The 17,564-nt window shown below is 60.9% G+C and carries 16 protein-coding genes; 13 read left to right on the top strand and 3 right to left on the bottom strand.

The window, feature by feature from the left end; translation table 11 throughout:
• Positions 1–87 precede the first annotated feature (87 nt).
• Positions 88–627 (top strand): thioesterase family protein, encoded by a 540-nt coding sequence (locus tag NJC40_RS27205; protein ID WP_253140714.1) that lies wholly within the window; start codon positions 88–90, stop codon positions 625–627.
• Between the two features lie 9 nt (positions 628–636).
• Here NJC40_RS27205 and NJC40_RS27200 read toward each other — a convergent pair whose 3' ends face one another.
• Together NJC40_RS27200 and NJC40_RS27195 are read right to left on the bottom strand one after the other, a co-directional pair.
• Complete coding sequence (locus NJC40_RS27200) at positions 637–1,464, bottom strand: NAD-dependent epimerase/dehydratase family protein (protein ID WP_253140715.1); 828 nt, start codon at positions 1,462–1,464, stop codon at positions 637–639.
• Positions 1,465–1,566: 102 nt separating this feature from the next.
• Entirely contained in the window at positions 1,567–2,292 is a 726-nt protein-coding gene (locus NJC40_RS27195) for an oligogalacturonate-specific porin KdgM family protein (RefSeq protein ID WP_045481869.1), read from the bottom strand.
• 348 nt (positions 2,293–2,640) lie between these two features.
• Between NJC40_RS27195 and NJC40_RS27190 the strand changes: the two genes are divergently transcribed.
• The 10 genes from NJC40_RS27190 (at position 2,641) to NJC40_RS27145 (ending at position 14,874) form a co-directional block, all read left to right on the top strand.
• Positions 2,641–3,795, top strand: coding sequence for a mandelate racemase family protein (locus tag NJC40_RS27190; protein ID WP_045481867.1), 1,155 nt, complete (start codon positions 2,641–2,643; stop codon positions 3,793–3,795).
• A gap of 81 nt (positions 3,796–3,876) precedes the next feature.
• Positions 3,877–5,487, top strand: a complete 1,611-nt coding sequence (locus NJC40_RS27185; protein ID WP_253115115.1) for an ABC transporter substrate-binding protein — start codon at positions 3,877–3,879, stop codon at positions 5,485–5,487.
• 65 nt (positions 5,488–5,552) lie between these two features.
• Positions 5,553–6,590: an ABC transporter permease gene (locus NJC40_RS27180; protein ID WP_253115116.1), complete on the top strand. Its 1,038-nt coding sequence runs from the start codon at positions 5,553–5,555 to the stop codon at positions 6,588–6,590.
• A gap of 53 nt (positions 6,591–6,643) precedes the next feature.
• Positions 6,644–8,254 carry an ABC transporter substrate-binding protein gene (locus NJC40_RS27175; RefSeq protein ID WP_045481858.1) on the top strand — a complete coding sequence of 537 codons (1,611 nt, stop codon included), beginning with the start codon at positions 6,644–6,646 and terminating at the stop codon, positions 8,252–8,254.
• A 61-nt stretch (positions 8,255–8,315) separates the two neighbouring features.
• Positions 8,316–9,230 (top strand): ABC transporter permease, encoded by a 915-nt coding sequence (locus NJC40_RS27170; RefSeq protein ID WP_045493676.1) that lies wholly within the window; start codon positions 8,316–8,318, stop codon positions 9,228–9,230.
• 11 nt (positions 9,231–9,241) lie between these two features.
• Positions 9,242–10,081 carry an ABC transporter ATP-binding protein gene (locus tag NJC40_RS27165; RefSeq protein ID WP_045481856.1) on the top strand — a complete coding sequence of 280 codons (840 nt, stop codon included), beginning with the start codon at positions 9,242–9,244 and terminating at the stop codon, positions 10,079–10,081.
• A gap of 11 nt (positions 10,082–10,092) precedes the next feature.
• Positions 10,093–10,869: an ABC transporter ATP-binding protein gene (locus NJC40_RS27160; RefSeq protein ID WP_045481854.1), complete on the top strand. Its 777-nt coding sequence runs from the start codon at positions 10,093–10,095 to the stop codon at positions 10,867–10,869.
• Between the two features lie 120 nt (positions 10,870–10,989).
• Positions 10,990–12,603, top strand: coding sequence for a methyl-accepting chemotaxis protein (locus tag NJC40_RS27155; protein WP_253140716.1), 1,614 nt, complete (start codon positions 10,990–10,992; stop codon positions 12,601–12,603).
• A 29-nt stretch (positions 12,604–12,632) separates the two neighbouring features.
• A complete protein-coding gene (locus NJC40_RS27150; RefSeq protein ID WP_253140717.1) occupies positions 12,633–13,001 on the top strand; it encodes a 5-carboxymethyl-2-hydroxymuconate Delta-isomerase in 369 nt (122 codons plus the stop codon).
• A gap of 55 nt (positions 13,002–13,056) precedes the next feature.
• Positions 13,057–14,874: a glycosyl hydrolase family 28 protein gene (locus NJC40_RS27145; protein WP_253140718.1), complete on the top strand. Its 1,818-nt coding sequence runs from the start codon at positions 13,057–13,059 to the stop codon at positions 14,872–14,874.
• A 171-nt stretch (positions 14,875–15,045) separates the two neighbouring features.
• Here NJC40_RS27145 and NJC40_RS27140 read toward each other — a convergent pair whose 3' ends face one another.
• Positions 15,046–15,525 carry an Lrp/AsnC family transcriptional regulator gene (locus NJC40_RS27140; protein WP_045481844.1) on the bottom strand — a complete coding sequence of 160 codons (480 nt, stop codon included), beginning with the start codon at positions 15,523–15,525 and terminating at the stop codon, positions 15,046–15,048.
• A 137-nt stretch (positions 15,526–15,662) separates the two neighbouring features.
• Between NJC40_RS27140 and kynB the strand changes: the two genes are divergently transcribed.
• Both kynB and kynU read left to right on the top strand, forming a co-directional pair.
• The gene (gene kynB / locus NJC40_RS27135; RefSeq protein WP_253115120.1) at positions 15,663–16,304 is read left to right on the top strand and encodes an arylformamidase; all 642 of its coding nucleotides are present in this window, start codon (positions 15,663–15,665) and stop codon (positions 16,302–16,304) included.
• A 4-nt stretch (positions 16,305–16,308) separates the two neighbouring features.
• Positions 16,309–17,559: a kynureninase gene (gene kynU, locus NJC40_RS27130; RefSeq protein ID WP_253140719.1), complete on the top strand. Its 1,251-nt coding sequence runs from the start codon at positions 16,309–16,311 to the stop codon at positions 17,557–17,559.
• The last annotated feature ends 5 nt before the right edge of the window (positions 17,560–17,564 follow it).

Genomic DNA, 17,564 nt, shown 5'->3' with positions numbered 1-17,564 from the left:
TTTGGCAAAACTGTAAGTTACAGACCTACCCTTCAATAGCGGGGCTGGCCTAAAGTCTGTTCTTGATATCTCAGGCGCGGGTGGGTCATGAATCTCTGGTTTCGATTGTTGTGCATGTTATTACGCCGGCCGTGGCGGCACCTGGTTGAGGGGACCGCTGTTACTTCGCTGCATCTGCGGGTGTGGCCGCTTGATCTTGATTTGAATCGGCATGTCACTAATGGTCGTTACTTTACCCTGGCGGATGTCGGGCGCATGGATTTTGTACTGCGTACCGGTGCCTATAAAGTTGCACTGCGACATAAAGCCGTGCCCATCGTCGGTGACGCCTGGGGCAAGTTTCGTCGGGAGTTGAAGCTGTTCGAAGCCTTCGAGCTTCAAACCCGCCTGTTGGGCTGGGACGAAAAGTGGGTGTTTCTTGAACACCGCTTCGTCAGTCGTGGGCGAGTGGTGGGCGTGGTCATCATCCGTGGGCTGTTTCGCTCGGCCAGAGGGCTGGTCGCACCGGCTGAGCTGGTCAGCGCGCTGGGGCTGGCGGAGCAGTCTGCGGCCATTCCCCAGTGGCTGGCGGCCTGGTCGAGCAGTTGCGACCAGATGAGTCAGGACCTGCGTGATGAAGCTTTATAAGAACAGGGTTCAGAACGGCCCGGCAATGGTAAAGGCGCCGCCCTGTAAGGTGGCGCTGCGGTCGTCGGCTGCCGGTTTTGGCAACTGCTCCATCCTGGCGCGAAAGCGCTCGGAGCTGTCTTGCGGGTTGAAACCCAGGTGCGCCGCGTAGCGGTTGTTCCACCACAGATCGCGGTTGGCCGATACGCCATATACCACGGTGTGCCCGACGTTCTCGGTAAGCAATGAGCGCTCGACCAGATGGGCCAGGTCGCTGTAGCTCAGCCAGGTCGAGAGCATGCGCAGGTTGCGCGGTTCCGGGAATGCCGAACCGATTCGCAGGCTTACGGTTTCGATGCCGTAGCGATGAAAATAGAACGTTGCCAAGTCTTCGCCGTAAGACTTCGACAGTGCGTAGTAACAGTCTGGCCGGCGCAGAGAATGAGCGTCGAGCTGTTCATCCTGTGGGTAAAAGCCGGTCACATGATTGGAGCTGGCGAAGATCACCCGTTTGATGCCGTGGATGCGCGCAGCCTCATAAATATGAAAGGTGCCACGGATATTGGCATCAAGAATCTCTTCGAACGCTCGTTCGGTAGAGATCCCGCCCAGATGCACAATGGCATCGACATCCTGAGCGAGTGTCAGTACGCCTGGCTTGTCGGCCAGGTTGCAACTTATCACTTCTTCATGATCGCCGGCGGCAGGCGCCATCGGGCTGATGTCCGATGCGCGCACGATGTTGGCATGGGCCTGCAGTGCTTCACGCATGATCTGCCCCAGACCGCCGGCAGCGCCGGTCAGCAGCAGACGATTGAAGGGTTTGCCTGAGTCGGCAGGCACGGATGAGGTGGTCATGACGAGCGCCTTCTGTTGAGAAAACGAGGGTTGAGCAAGTGGGGGATTTCGCGTCTTGCAGCAATGCCGGGCAACCCTGGTGGCTGCCCGGCGGCGGGGGTATTACAAGAAGTTGTACTGGATGCCTACACGCCAGCGGGCCTGACGGTCATCGGTGGTGGAGTTGACTTTGATGTCACCCACTTCCATGAACGGCTGCCACTGTTTGTTGATCTTGTACTTCACGACCATGTTTTGCTCGTAGTCGCTCTTCTTGTTGTCGTAGCGGATGTAATCGGTATCGAAGTAGATGTACTGGTACTCGAAGGCCCAAGGGCCTGTCGGGGTCCAGCCAAGCCAGCCTTCAAAACGCGTGGTGTTCTGGTTGTCTTTGGCGCGGTCATCCTTGCTGCGATCGATCACGTCGCGGTCCAGGCGTCTGGCGTCATGGCGAATGCGGGTTGCGACATACCAGGCATCGTCGATCTTGTAGGTGTACTTCAAGCCGAACTTGTACGTGGTGGCGTCTTTGACGCTGTCCATGATGAACAAGGGCTGCAGTGTCGATTTGGCACTGAGCTTGTAGTTGTAGTCCACCGTGAACTCATGGCCGTTGTTTACGACGTTGTCGTAGGCAACGTCTTCGCGATCACCGGCAGTCTTGTATTTGACCTCGGCAGCGAAGCCCAGACCGCTGTCCATGCGGTAGCTGAGTTTGATCCGGTCGGAGTGGATGCTGTCGTCTTCAGTAAAACTGTGACGGTAGTTGATGCTCGCAGAGTCGGCGCAAGCGTAGAAAGACAGGCCGAGCGTACCTACAGCAATGAGGTTGCGGAGTGTTGTGTTCATGCGATCTTCTTTTTTGTTGTTGTAGAGGTCGTTATGAGTGGTGTGCGGCGGGTGTGAGTGGGGTGTGGGTGGAGCCTCCGTGGTGAATTTCCAAATAAGTTATCGTACAACTTTTAGGTTGTCTAGAAATTCTTTGAATGTTGTCATATCACGGGTGTTAAAGGCTCTAAATCAATGGTTTCAGGCTTGATTACCATCTTTTGACAGGGGTTTTTTTTGCGAAATACCGCCGGATAGGCAGGTTTAGAAAGTTTTCAGGGGGTGCTTTTCAAACGTTGTATGATGACGTAGGATCGATCCCAGAGCGTGACACACCCGCCACAAATCCAAGAAGAAGGCCCGACCTCAATGATCATCACCGCTGTCAACGTCCAGATCTTTTCCTACCCCACGCGCCGCGCTGTAGACAGCGCCGGCCATGCCCATCCGGGCGACGTGAGCCAGGCCAAAATGGCCTTGCTGCGGATCAAGACAGAATGCGGCAACGAAGGTTATGCACTCGGTGCGCCCGAGCTGATTCGTCCTTACGTGCTGGATAACTTCGTGCGCAAGGTGCTGGTTGGCGCCAATGCATTCGATCGCGAAAAAATCTGGCACGACCTGGCGCACTGGCAGCGCGGCAGCGCCAGCCAGCTGACCGACCGTGCTCTGGCGCTGGTCGAACAGGCGCTGTGGGACTGGGCCGGCCGCAAGCTGAACGTGCCAGTGCACAAGCTGATTGGCGGCTTCCGCGACAAGGTCCCGGCCTACGGCTCGACCATGTGCGGTGACGAGCTCGAAGGCGGTCTGTCGACCCCGGAAGAGTACGGCCGTTTCGCCGAGACCCTGGTCAAGCGTGGCTACAAGGCAATCAAACTGCACACCTGGATGCCGCCGGTGTCTTTCGCGCCAAGCGTGAGCATGGACATCAAGGCCTGCGCCGCAGTCCGTGAAGCGGTAGGTCCGGACATCGCGCTGATGATCGACGGTTATCACTGGTACAGCCGTACCGATGCCCTGACTATCGGCCGCGCGCTGGAAAAACTCGATTTCGCCTGGTTCGAAGAACCGATGATGGAAGACTCGGCCGAGTCTTACGCCTGGCTGGCGCGTCAGCTGGACATCCCGATCCTGGGTCCGGAAAGTCTGGGCGGCAAGCACCTGAGCCGCGCCAGCTGGGTGAAGAATGATGTGTGCGACATCCTGCGTGCCGGGGTTGCCGGTGTCGGTGGTATCACCCCGTGCCTGAAGGTCGCCCACATGGCCGAGTCGTTCGGCATGGATTGCGAAATCCACGGTAATGGGGCTGCCAACCTGAACGTGGTCGGTGCAATCAAGAACTGCACCTGGTACGAGCGCGGCCTGCTGCACCCGTTCCTGGACTACGACGAAGTGCCGGCCTACCTCACTCGTCTGGTCGACCCGATGGACCAGGATGGTTTCGTGCACCTGTCCGACCTGCCAGGTCTGGGCGAGGACATCGACTTCAACTACGTCGAGACCAATACGCTACAGAGTTTCTGATTCGCGCAACACGCTGAGATTGGCGGTACGCACCATTGCGTGCCGCCCGAGAGTCCAATAACTACAAGAAAGGCTACTCACATGAACGTTCTCCCCAAGTTTTGGGCGGGGGTGTTTGCCGCCTCGCTGGCAATGACCTCGGTCCCCGCTGCTTTCGCCAAGACGCCTGCCGATCAATTGATCGTCGGCATGAGCATGATTAACCTGCTGTCGCTGGACCCGGCTGCGGCCACCGGTCTGGATGTCTCGGAAGTCAACGCCAACCTGTACGACATGCTGCTGGTGCAGGACGTCAAGCAGCCAGACGTGCTGCAACCGGCGCTGGCCGAGAGCTGGCAGATCAGCGACGACCGCAAGACCCTGACCTTCAATCTGCGCAAGGGCGTCAAGTTTCAGTCCGGTAACGCACTGACCTCCGAAGACGTCGCCTGGTCGCTGCAGCGCATCCTCAAACTGAACATGGCACTGGCCTCGACCTGGAAGGCTTACGGGTTCACCGCCAGCAATGTCGAGCAGTACATGCGTGCCACCGACGAGCACACCTTTGTGGTCGAGCTGCCACGCCCGACCGACCCGATGCTGGTCCTCAATACCCTGGCGACCTCGCCCAGCGCATTCATCCTTGACCGCAAAGTGGTGCTCAAGCACCAGAAAGGCGATGACATGGGCGGTGCCTGGCTGACCACCCATGCCGCTGGCAGTGGCCCGTTCATTCTCAATGACTGGCGCGCCAACGATGTGATTCTGATGACCCGCTTCGACGGCTACTGGGGCGGTCCGGCCAAGCTCAAACGGATTGTCATGCGCAACATGACCGAGTCGCAGTCGCTGCGCCTGATGGTCGAGCGTGGTGACCTGGACCTGGCCAAGGGCATGTCTGCCCCGGATATCGCTGCGCTGGAGAAGTCCGACAAGGTCCGCGCCGAGACCGTTCAGCGCGGCACCCTGTATTACGTGGCGCTGAGCGTCAAGAACAAGCCCTACGATGACGCCCGGGTGCGCAAGGCGGTCCGTTCGCTGATCGACTATCAAGGCATCAACCAGACCGTCATGCCGCACTACGGGCTGATCAACCAGCGTCCGCTGCCGCTGGGTCTGCCGGCGCGGCTGGACGATCCGGGCTATACCCTGAACGTTGCGCAAGCGAAGAAACTGCTGGCCGAAGCCGGTTACCCGGACGGTTTCAAAACCACCATCCGGGTGCTCACCGAGCCACCGTTCATCAACATCGCTTCCAGCCTGCAAGCCACCCTGGCCCAGGCAGGCATTCAGGCGACCATCATCACCGGCACCGGCAACCAGATCTACGGCGCCATGCGTGAGCGCAGTTTCGACATCATGGTCGGCCGTGGCGGCGGTGGTGCCGAGCGCCATCCGCATTCGAGCTTGCGCACCCTGGTGTACAACCCGGATAACCGCGACGAGGCCAAGCTGAGCAACTTCCAGGGCTGGCGCACCTCGTTCTACAGCCCCGAGTTGAACAGCCTGATCGAGAAGGCCGAGGTCGAGCCGGACAAGGCGCAGCAACTGGCGCAGTACCAGCAGATCCAGAATATTCTGGACGAGCAGGTGGGAGCCATCATGCCAATCTCGCAGATGACTGACACCGTGGTGCTGTACCACGATGTGCAGAACTACCAGGGCCATACTGCGGCCACCACCCGATATAAAGACGTCTACAAGTCGCGTTGATGGGTAGCGGGGCGTGCGCGCCCCTCACACCTCGGTGATTGGTAAAGCTTTCTCAGGAGCCTGTTATGTTTCTTTCGACTGCCTCTGTTCTGGGTACTCGCGTATCCGGTACTGCCCGCCGCGCAGGCACCGTTCTGGTGACCTTGCTGGGCCTGCTGGCGCTGACTTTCTTCATTGGTCGGGTCATGCCGCTGGACCCGGTGCTGGCCGTGGTCGGTCCAGACGCCGACAGCTCCACCTACGACCAGGTGTATCGCTCGATGGGCCTGGACAAACCCATCTATGCCCAGTTCGGCCTGTACCTTGGCGATCTGTTGCGCGGTGATTTCGGCAATGCCCTGCTCACCGGTCACCCTGTGCTGGAAGACATCAAGCGGGTGTTCCCGGCGACCATCGAGCTGGCCACGCTGGCGATCCTGTTCGGTATCGTCATCGGCTTGCCGCTGGGCGTCGTCGCGGCGGCCAACCAGGGCCGGGTCGGTGACCACGTGGCGCGAGTGATTACCCTGTTCGGCTATTCCACCCCGATTTTCTGGGTCGGCATGATGGGCCTGCTGATTTTCTACGCCTGGCTCGGTTGGGCCGGCGGTGCAGGGCGGATCGACCTGGCCTACGACGGCATGGTGCCGGAAGTCACCGGCCTGCTGCTGATCGACACCGTCATTGCCGGTGACTGGGATGCGTTCTCCAGTGCCCTGCGCCACATCGTCCTGCCGGGCCTGATCCTCGGCCTGAACTCGGTGGCCTACATCAGCCGCATGACCCGCAGCTTCATGCTTGAGCAACTGTCGCAGGAATACATCATCACCGCCCGGGTCAAGGGCCTGTCGCGCCGTCAGGTGGTCTGGGGTCATGCGTTTCGCAACATTCTCGTGCAACTGCTCACCGTGGTTGCCCTGGCCTATGGCTCATTGCTCGAAGGCGCGGTACTGATCGAAACCGTCTTCGCCTGGCCTGGTTTCGGTCAGTACCTGACCAGCAGCCTGATGCTCGGTGACATGAACGCGGTGATGGGCTGTGTGTTGGTGATCGGTCTGATCTTCGTCGCCCTCAACCTGATCAGTGATGCCCTGTACAAAGTGTTCGACCCAAGGACCCGCTAAGCCGCGAGGCTGGCGCGAACACATTGAATAACTATAAAAAGAAGGATGCCCACATGAAGACTGTATTTCCGACACTGCGTATGAGCCTGCTGGGCGTCATGCTGGCGCTGGGGCCAATGGCTGCGGTACAGGCCAAGACCCCTGCCGACCAGTTGATCGTCGGCATGAGCATGGTCAACCTGTTCTCCATCGATCCGGCCAACGCACCGGGCCTGGATGCTTCCGGAATCAACGCCAACCTCTACGACACGCTGATCAAGCGTGACAACGGCAGCCCGGAAAAGCACTTGCCGCAACTGGCCGAGCGCTGGACGGTGAGTGACGACGGCAAGCAGATCACCTTCAACCTGCGCACTGACGTCAAGTTTCACTCTGGCAACCCGCTGACCGCAGAAGATGTGGCCTGGTCGCTGTACCGGGTGATGAAACTCAACTTCGGCCTGGCCACCACCTGGAAGGCCTATGGCTACAGCACTGAAAACATCCAGAGCCTGATCCGCGCCACGGACAAGCACACGCTGGTGGTCGACCTGCCGCAACCGACCAACCCGTTGCTGGTGATCGACTCGCTGGCCGTGTCGCCCAGTGCGGTGATCGTCGATCGCGTCGAAGCCTTGAAGCACGAGAAGAATGGCGATCTGGGCGCTGCCTGGCTGGTGACCAACGCCGCCGGCAGCGGCCCGTTCACCCTGACCAAATGGAGCGCCAACGACTCGCTGGTGATGACCCGCTTCGACGGTTACTGGGGCGGGCCTGCCAAGATGAAGCGGGTGCTGGTCCGGCACATGACCGAATCGCAATCGCTGCGTCTGATGCTGGAGCGCGGCGACCTCGACCTGGCCTACGGCATCGCGGCACCGGATATCAAGGCCATCGAAAGCAATAAAAAGCTGCAAGTCCAGGCGCTGACCCGCGGCACCATGTACTACGTGGCGATGAGCATGAAACAGCCTGAATTCGCCAACAAGAAAGTTCGCGAAGCGGTGCGTAACCTGATCGACTACAAAGGCCTGGACGAGCAGGTCATGCCGCACTACGGCACGCTCAACCAGCGGCCGATGCAACTGGGCCTGGAAGCCCGTCTGCCTGATCCGGGTTACAAGATGGACGTGGCCAAGGCCAAGGCGCTGCTCACCGAAGCGGGCTACCCGCAAGGCTTCAGCACGACCATTCGCACCCTGTCCGAACCGCCGTTCATCGACATCGCGGCGCGCATGCAGTCGACCCTCGCCGAAGGCGGAATCAAGGCCAGCATCATCACCGGCACCGGCAACCAGGTGTACGGCGCGATGCGCGCGCGCAACTTTGACATGATCGTGGCGCGCGGCGCCGAACGCTATCCGCACCCGTACTTCAGCCTGCGCGTATTTGCCTATAACCCCGACAACAGCGACAACGCCGGCTTGCCCAACTTCCAGGGCTGGCGCGCCTCGTTCTTCGATCAGCAGATCAATGAACTGGTCGACCGCCTGGGTGAAGAGCGTGATGCCGACAAACGCCTGGCCATGTATCACCAGGCGCAGAACCGTTACGAGCAGGAGGTCGGCCCGATCATGGTCATCTCGCAGATGACCGACACCGCCGTGAGTGCGGTGGACGTCAAGGGCTTTACCGGCGATGACGCCGAGGCGACCCGTTACCTGGGTGTCTACAAACAACGCTGAACACTGCTGCAGCGCCTGCGGGCGCTTGCAGTGGCCATGACTTCACATCGAGAGCATGCCGATGATTGCCAACATGTCTTCTACCGAAGCCGCCAAGCGCAAAGCCGACAACACGCCCGCTTCCAGCATGGAAGCGCTGTATAAAAGCAGCTTGCGGGTGTTTAACCACCTGCTGCGCAACCCCATGACCCTGGCCGGGTTGCTGGTGGCCCTGCTGCTGGTGGTGGTCGCTGCCTTCGCCCCCTGGATCGCCACCCATGACCCAGTGGTGCAGAACCTCGCTGCCGCCCTGCAGCCGCCCAGTGCGGCCAACTGGTTCGGCACCGATGAATACGGCCGCGATATCTTCAGCCGGCTGGTGTACGGCGCGCGCATTACCCTTTACATCATTGCCCTGGTGACCATCATCGTCGGGCCGATCGGGCTGTTCATCGGCACCGTCTCGGGCTACTTCGGCGGTATCGTCGATACGGTGTTCATGCGCATCACCGACATCTTCATCTCCTTCCCCAGCCTGGTACTGGCGCTGGCCTTCATCGCCGCCCTGGGCCCTGGTCTTGAGCATGCGGTGGTCGCCATCGCGCTGACCTCCTGGCCTCCGATTGCCCGTCTGGCACGCGCCGAGACCCTGTCGCTGCGCAAGGCAGATTTCGTGGTCGCGGTCGAACTGCAGGGCGCTTCTTCGACGCGCATCATCCTGCGCCACATCGTGCCAATGTGCATGTCGTCGGTGATCATCCGCCTGACCATGAACATGGCCGGCATCATCCTGACCGCCGCTGCACTGGGCTTTCTCGGTCTGGGCGCTCAGGCGCCGCTGCCGGAGTGGGGCGCAATGATCTCCACCGGCCGGCGTTACATGCTCGAATGCTGGTGGCTGGTCGCGGTACCGGGCGCGGCAATCATGCTGGTCAGCCTGGCGTTCAACCTGTTGGGCGATGGCCTGCGGGACATTCTCGATCCGCGTAGCGAGTAACTGGAGGCTTTATGTCGACGATCAAACTCAATGTCGATTCGCTCAATGTGCGTTTCGTCAACGGCAAGAAAGAAATGCACGCGGTTCGTGATGTGTCGTTCACCCTGGGCCGCGAGAAGCTGGCCATTGTCGGTGAGTCCGGCTCGGGCAAATCCACCGTAGGCCGCAGCTTGCTCAAGCTGCACCCGGCCAGCACCCAGATCACCGCCAAGGCCCTGCAGTTCGGCGATGTCGATCTGCTCAGCGCCAGCGAAAAGGCCATGCAGAAGATTCGCGGCCAGCGCATCTCGATGATCATGCAAGACCCCAAGTACTCGCTCAACCCGGTGGTCAAGGTTGGCGACCAGATCGCCGAGGCCTACCTGGCGCACCACAAGGCCAGCCGGGCCGAGGCCCGCGACCGGGTGCTGTTGATGCTCGAGAAGGTCCACATCCGCGACCCCAAGCGGGTCTACGATCTGTACCCGCATGAGGTCAGCGGCGGGATGGGCCAGCGGATCATGATCGCCATGATGGTGATCACCAATCCGGAAGTGATCATTGCCGACGAACCCACCTCGGCGCTTGACGTCTCGGTGCGCCAGCAGGTGCTTAACGTGCTTGAAGAACTGGTGGTCGAGCAGCAGATGGGGCTGATTTTCGTCAGCCACGACCTCAACCTGGTGCGTAACTATTGCGACCGGGTGCTGGTGATGTATGCCGGGCGTGTGGTCGAGTCACTGGCCGCCTGCGACCTGCAATACGCCGAACACCCTTACACCCGTGGCCTGCTGGCTGCCCTGCCGAGCATGGACAACCGTCGTCCGCGCCTGCCGGTGCTGCAACGCGACCCACAATGGCTCACCGCCTGAGGTAACTGAGCATGTCCATGATCCAAGCACAATCGCTGAACCTGAGCTTCGGTGTCGGCCCGGCGCTCAACCAGGTCCTGCACGACGTCAACCTGAGTGTCGAAGACGGTGAGTCGTTCGGCCTGGTGGGTGAGTCGGGCTCTGGCAAAACCACCGTGCTGCGCTGCCTGGCCGGCCAGTACCGGCACTGGACCGGCGCGCTTAGCATTGCCGGCGTGCCGCTGCAGCACAAGATTCCCAAGGAGCACTTTCGCAAGGTGCAGATGGTCTTCCAGGACCCCTATGGTTCGCTGCACCCGCGCCACACCATCGACACCGCGCTGCGCGAGCCGCTGACCATTCACGGCATGAACGAGCGTGACGACCGGATCAACGACATCCTGATCAAGGTGGGTCTGAACGACAGCTTCCGCTATCGCTACCCGCACCAGTTGTCCGGCGGTCAGCGTCAGCGGGTGGCGATTGCCCGGGCGCTGATTCTCGAACCGCGCGTGCTGTTGCTCGATGAGCCGACCTCGGCCCTCGACGTGTCGGTACAGGCCGAGATTCTCAACCTGCTCTCGGACCTGCGCCAGCGTGAAAAACTCACCTACCTGATGGTCACCCACGACCTCGGGGTGGTCAGCCACCTGTGTGACAAGGTGGCGGTGATGCAGCAAGGCCGAATCGTCGAGCGCCTCGACAGCCAGGCGCTGAGCCAGGACCTGGCCACCCACGACTACACCCGCATGCTGGTCCAGGCCAGCCGCGATTTCAGCGCCGAGTCGCCACGCGCCGTGGCAGGCTGATTAACTGCCCGCACCGCGCTTTACCTGCAAGCTCCCGCAATACCCGTCCTGCGCATTTATGCTGCGCAGGACGGCTGTGCGCTGGATGTAATCAGTCGTGCATCACGCAAAGGAAGGCGTATGAAGCTGCGTCATCGATTCACTCTGATCATTTTTTGTTGCGTTCTCGGGCTGCTACTGATTGCCGGCTTCGGATTGAGCGCCTTGCGCTCGAACATGCTGGAAAACAAACGCAGCGAAATCTTTACCGTGCTGGACCTGGCCGCTCATCAAGTGGCTTATTTCCAGTCGCTGGAGCAGCGCGGCGTGCTGAGCCGCGCAGACGCTCAGGCCAAGGCTGTAGAAGCGCTGTCGAGCCTGCGCGACGGCAAAAAATCCTATGTATGGGCGCGCACTGTCGGCGCGCTGGGTCTGGTCCATCCCAATGCGGCGGTGATCGGCAAGGTCGATGTCGGCGTGACCCTGGCCGATGGCCGAACCAAGTGGCAGTCCTATCTGGACGGCTTGAAAGACCGCCCCTATGCGTTTTTCGATGACCTGGCCAAGTATCCGGGTGCCGAGCAGCCGGTGCCGAAAATCAACGGCATCATACGTATCGAAGGCTGGGACTGGCTGGTGGGCTTCGGTATTTTCGTCGATGACATCGATGCCGCGTTCTGGCGCCTGGCCAGCTACTTCTTCGGCGTGGGGCTGCTGGTGGTGCTGGTGACCTCGGCACTGGCGGTCGGCATGTCGCGCAGCATCTACCGCAGCCTGGGCGGTGAGCCGGCCTATGCCAGCGAGGTGGCGCGGGCCATCGCCGGCGGCGACCTCAGCCGCCCGGTGCACGGCCACTACGCTGCCGACAGCCTGTTGGCGGCGGTGGCGACCATGCAGGCGAGCCTGCGCGAGATGATCCACGGCATCCACAGCGGTTCGCAATTGCTTGGCCAGGCCGCCATTGGCCTGAACGGGCAGATGCAGCAGATCGACCACGCTTCCCGGCAGACCTCGGAGGCGACCACGGCCACGACGGCGGCCATTGAGCAGATGTCCATCACCATCGGCCAGATATCCTCCAGTGCCCAAGAGACTGAAACCAGTTCGGCGCGTTCGGCGCAACTGGCTGCCGAAGGCGAGCAACGGGTCAGTGAAGCGGCCGGCGCGATTGCCCAGGTGTCCAGCCAGGTCGAAGATGCTTCGCAGCGCATTGCCGGGCTGGTCAAGCGCACTCAGGAAATCGACGGCATCACCAGCGTGATCAGCAACATCGCCAGCCAGACCAACCTGCTGGCGCTCAACGCCGCCATTGAGGCAGCACGGGCAGGCGAGCAGGGCCGCGGCTTTGCCGTGGTCGCCGATGAGGTCCGCAATCTGGCTCAGCGCACCGCCCTGGCCACTCAAGACATTACCCGCATGATCAGTTCGATTCAGGTCGACACCGGCTCGGTGGTCGATGGCATGACCGCCGTGACCCCACAGGTCGCTGCCGGTCTGGCGCTGGCCGAACAGGCCGCCGGCGCATTGCGGCAGATCAACAGCGGCGCCTCGCTGACCCTGGTTCAGGTGCGCGAAGTGACCGCTGCCACCGCCGAACAGAGCCTGGCCAGCGCCAGCGTTGCACAGAACATCGAGAACATCGCCACCCGCGTCGAAGAGTCTGCCACTTCGGTACGGGCCGCCCACGGTAACCTGCATTCACTGGAACGTCTGGCCGATGAGCTGCGTGAGTCGGTTGCGCGTTTTCGTCTTTAGACACGCCTTACTACTGAAGGAAAGAACCTATGCCGCACTGCACTATTGATTGTCCCGCCAGCCTGGCCCGGCGCGTGGGTGAACAGACACTACTGGCGGCGGTACACGACGCCATCGACGCCAGCGGGTTGTTCAAGCCCGGCGACATCAAGGTACGCCTGGCGCTGTACGAGCATTACCGCTGTGGCACCACCCAGGACGATTTTGTCCACGTGACCCTGGCGTTGTTCGCCGGGCGCAGTGCCGAGCAACGTCGCAGCCTGTCGCTGGCGACCCTGGCGGCATTGGTGGCCCTGCTGCCAGAGGTCGAGGCGTTATCCATGGATGTGAGGGAAATGCCCAGAGAGACCTTCGTCAACCGCCAACAGTACCTTGAGGAAGCCGGCTCGCCGGCGTAAATACGGCGCAGCAATGCCGCCGGGATGTGATGGACACAATAAAAAGGAAAACAAGATGCCCGCTCAACACGCTGTTTTGAACTTGCCCCGTAACCCGCTGGCGCGCTCGCTGCTGGCTACCCTGGTTTTAGGCGGCAGCCTGCCGGCCTGGGCACTGGATGCTCCGCTGAAGGTGCAGGTTCCGACCTTGGCCTATGACGACCGGCAGATCATTCTGGTCTGGGAAAAACCGGCCAATCACAGCGAAATCCAGGACTACCGGGTCTATGCCAATGGCAAGCTGCTCGGTGGCGCCAATGCCAACAATGACAAGGTGTCGCCGGCCAAGCCCTACATCGACAAGTTCTATGAGCAAGACACGCGCAACTTCCATCACCGCATCTCGATTCACAGTTTTACCGCCGAAGGCCTGACGCCGGACACCGAGTACCGCTTTACCGTGCGTTCGGTGGATCGTGACGGCAAGGAGTCGGCTGACAGCCCGGTGGTGGTACAACGCACCACAGCTGTACCGGCACTGTTCGACGTCCGTCAGTACGGGGCCAAAGGCGACGGGACGACGCTCGACACCGCGGCGATCCAGAAAGCCATTGATGCCTGCACCGTTGGCTGCAAGGTATTGCTGCCAGCCGGTACCTATAAAAGTGGCGCCCTGTACCTCAAGAGCAACATGACCCTGGAGATTGCCCAGGGCGCAACCCTGCTCGGTTCCGAGCGTACCGAAGACTATCCGCGTGACGGCTATATCCAGTATCCGTATTCCACCACCGTGCGTCCGGCATCGCTGATCAACGCGCTGCCGCGTGACCCGCGCAAGCATCAGACATTCGAGAATATCCGCATCGTCGGCAAGGGCACCATCGATGGCAACGGCTGGAAACGCAAGGCCGATGAGACGGACGAGCGCGGCCAGCCATTGCCGTTCTACCTGCCCAGCGACAATACCCGCTACATGCAGGACGGCATCCTGGCCAAGTCCCAGGTCGAGCGCGCGGTGGCCGAAGGCCTGAACGTCAAGGACTCCTACGGCCAGATGCGTTCGTCGCTGATTACCGTGCGCGATGTCAAGAACGTGTTCTACGGCGGCTTCACGGTGCTCAACCCGGCCTTTCACGGCATCATGAACCTGGAAACCGAAAACGTGGTGATGGCCAACACCACGCACAAGACCTACGACGCCAACAACGGTGACGGTATCGAGTTCGCCAACAGCCGTGGTGCCATGGTCTTCAACAACTTCTTCGACACCGGCGATGACTGCGTCAACTTCGCCTCCGGTACCGGCGCCGAGGCAGTCAAGCAGAAGCCCCAGGAAGATGCCTGGATCTTCAATAACTACTTCCGCAAAGGTCACGGCATGGTGGTCGCCGGCAGTCATACCGGGGCCTGGATCCAGAATATTCTGGCCGAAGACAACGTGTCTGACGGCACCGACGCCGGCCTGCGCATGAAGAGCACCAACTTCATGGGCGGTGGCGCGCGCAACGTCATCTTCCGCGATTCGGCAATCCGCAACACGGTCAAGCAGGCGTTTATCTTTACCCTCGACTACCACGACCCGAACGCCAAGCTCGACTACCAGCGCTCGACCATCCCTGGGCAGTTCCGTGATATCCGGGTCAGCGACGTAACCGTCGAAAACGCCCGCAGCGCCGCGATCGAGGTCAAGGGTGACAGCGAACACGACGCCTTCCACGAGAAGCTGGTGTTCGAGCGGGTACGCTTCAGCGGCCCGGCAGTGGCGAAAATCAACGGCCTGAAAGACTCACGCTTCGACACCGTGACCTTCAGCGAAACCGGCGACGCTCAGCCATGGCAGGTCAGCAACAGCCAGGGCCTGACGTTCCGCAATGTAGAGCCGGTGCCGAAGTAAGCCCCGACAAGCACGCCTGACCTGTAGGAGCGATCCTGGTCGCGAAGGCTGCATGACATTCACAGCAAATGTTGTGCTTTTACCGGCCCCTTCGCGAGCAAGCTCGCTCCTACCGATAACCTGGCTTTTGCAACTCATACGTCTGCGGCAGTAATCCTCAATCCCGTCCTTTCAAGGATGGGTCGGCCTGACCAGATCCAGCAGGTTATCCCTGGATTTGAGGCTCTGCAGAATGATGTCTGAGCGGATGTCCGTCACGCCGGGTGTGGCATGCAGGCGGTTGACGATGAAGTCGGTGTAATGCGCCAGGTTGCGGGTGCGTACCCGCAGCAGGTAATTGCTCGCCCCGGTGACGATGAACGCATCGGCCACCTCAGGCCATTGCTGAATGGCTTCGATAAACCGCTCGTGCCAGCCGTCCACGTCTTGGCGCACGTTGATGTTGACCATCGCCTGCACCTCGATTCCCAGTTTCGCCGCGTCCAGCCGCACGCCGTAGCCGGCAATGATGCCTTCGCTTTCCAGGTTGCGCAGCCGGCGCAAACAGGCCGAGGGTGACAGCGAGACTTTCTCTGCCAGGTCCTGATTGCTCATCCGGCCATCCTGATTGAGAAAGGCCAGGATGCGCAGATCAATGCTGTCCAGTTTCACGATTGAAGAATCCTTCGATATTTGTTTAAAGATTCGAATAATCTGCGAATAAATGTCATTGGGTCGAGCATTTGGCAAGATAATTCTGCTTCCCTGCGGATAAGATTCTTCAAAGGCTGCACGGGAGCAAAATAACAATGCAACAGCACAATGCCTGGTGGGACATCAGCCCGCCGTTGAACACTCAGACCCCTACCTGGCCGGGCGACACGCCGTTTCAGGAGGAGCGCGTCTGGGCCTATGGGCCACAGTGCCCGGTCAATGTCGGGCGCATTACGCTCTCGCCACACACCGGCGCGCACGTCGATGCGCCGCTGCATTACAGCCCCGATGGCTTGCCGATTGGTGAGGTCTCGCTGGACCTGTACATGGGGCCGTGCCGGGTCATTCACTGCCTGGGCAGCGGCGCCCTGGTCGAACCCGGCGATATCGAACAGGCTCTGGCTGCGGTGCCTGAGCGGGTGCTGCTGCGCACTTACCAGCAGGCACCGCTGAGCCACTGGGACAGTGCCTTCACGGCCGTCGCCCCGGCCACTATTGAATTGCTGGCGCGCCACGGGGTGCGCCTGATCGGCATCGACACGCCGTCTCTGGACCCGCAGGACTCCAAGACCCTGGACGCTCATCGCTGCGTGGAACGCTCACGCATGGCGATTCTGGAAGGCATCGTCCTGGATGAGGTGCCTGAAGGCGATTACGAGTTGATCGCCTTGCCCCTGCGCTTTTCCCATCTCGACGCCAGTCCTGTGCGTGCGGTACTGCGACCTTTGAAAGGATAAAACCATGTCACTTGAACAAGAACTCAGAGAACTGGACCAGGCCGATCCGCTGGCTGCGCTGCGCAATGAATTTGCCCTGCCGGACGGGGTGATCTACCTGGACGGCAACTCGCTCGGCGCACGGCCCAAAGCCGCACTGGCCCGCGCCACGCAGATGATCGAGCAGGAGTGGGGCGAAGGCTTGATCCGCAGCTGGAACACTGCGCAGTGGAGCACCCTGTCGACCCGTCTGGGCGACAAGCTGGCCGGCCTGATCGGCGCCGGACCTGGTGAAGTGGCGATCACTGATACCACCACCGTCAACCTGTTCAAGACCCTCGCCGCCGGTTTGCGCGTCCAGGCCGAGCGCGCGCCGCAGCGCAAGATCATTCTCTCGGAACTGCACAACTTCCCGGCCGACCTGTATGTCATCGAAGGCCTCGCTGACCTGCTGCAGCAAGGCTACGAGCTGCAACTGATCGACAAGCCCGAAGACTTGCCCACATTGCTCAATGACAAAGTCGCGCTGGTGCTGCTGACCCACGTCAACTACAAGAGCGGGCACATGTTCGACATGAGCGCGACCACTGAGCTGATTCACCGGCACGGTGCGCTGGCGCTCTGGGATCTGGCGCACTCGGCAGGTGCGGTGCCGGTTGATCTGACCGCTGCCAAGGCCGATTACGCGATCGGTTGCACCTACAAATACCTCAACGGCGGACCGGGTTCACCGGCCTTCGTCTGGGTCTCGCCAGATTTGTGCGACCTGACCTGGCAGCCGCTGTCTGGCTGGTGGGGGCATGCCCGCCAGTTCGCCATGGAGCCGCACTACCAACCGGCCTCCGGCATCACCCGTTACCTGTGCGGTACTCAGCCGCTGGTGTCGCTGGGTATGGTCGAGTGCGGCCTGGACCTCTTCGCCCGTACCGACATGCAGGCGCTGCGCCGCAAGTCGCTGGCCCTGACCGACCTGTTCATCCGGCTGGTGGAGGAGCGCTGCAAGGATCATCCGCTGACCCTGGTGACCCCGCGTGAGCATGCACAGCGCGGCAGCCATGTGAGCTTCGAACACCCTGAAGGCTACGCCGTGGTCCAGGCGCTGATTGCCAAGGGCGTGATCGGTGATTACCGCGAGCCGCGCATCATGCGCTTTGGTTTCACCCCGCTGTATACCTCGTTCCAGGACGTCGGGCTGGCCGTGCAGGCGCTGGTCGAAGTGCTCGATAACCAAGAGTGGCGTGCGCCACAATTTCAGACCCGTCACGCGGTGACCTGAGGAGA

Source organism: Pseudomonas sp. 21LCFQ02, from assembly GCF_024129895.2.
Taxonomy (GTDB): domain Bacteria; phylum Pseudomonadota; class Gammaproteobacteria; order Pseudomonadales; family Pseudomonadaceae; genus Aquipseudomonas.
The sequence above is the reverse complement of the archived record's forward strand: the minus strand, read 5'-3'. Positions and strand labels throughout refer to the sequence as shown.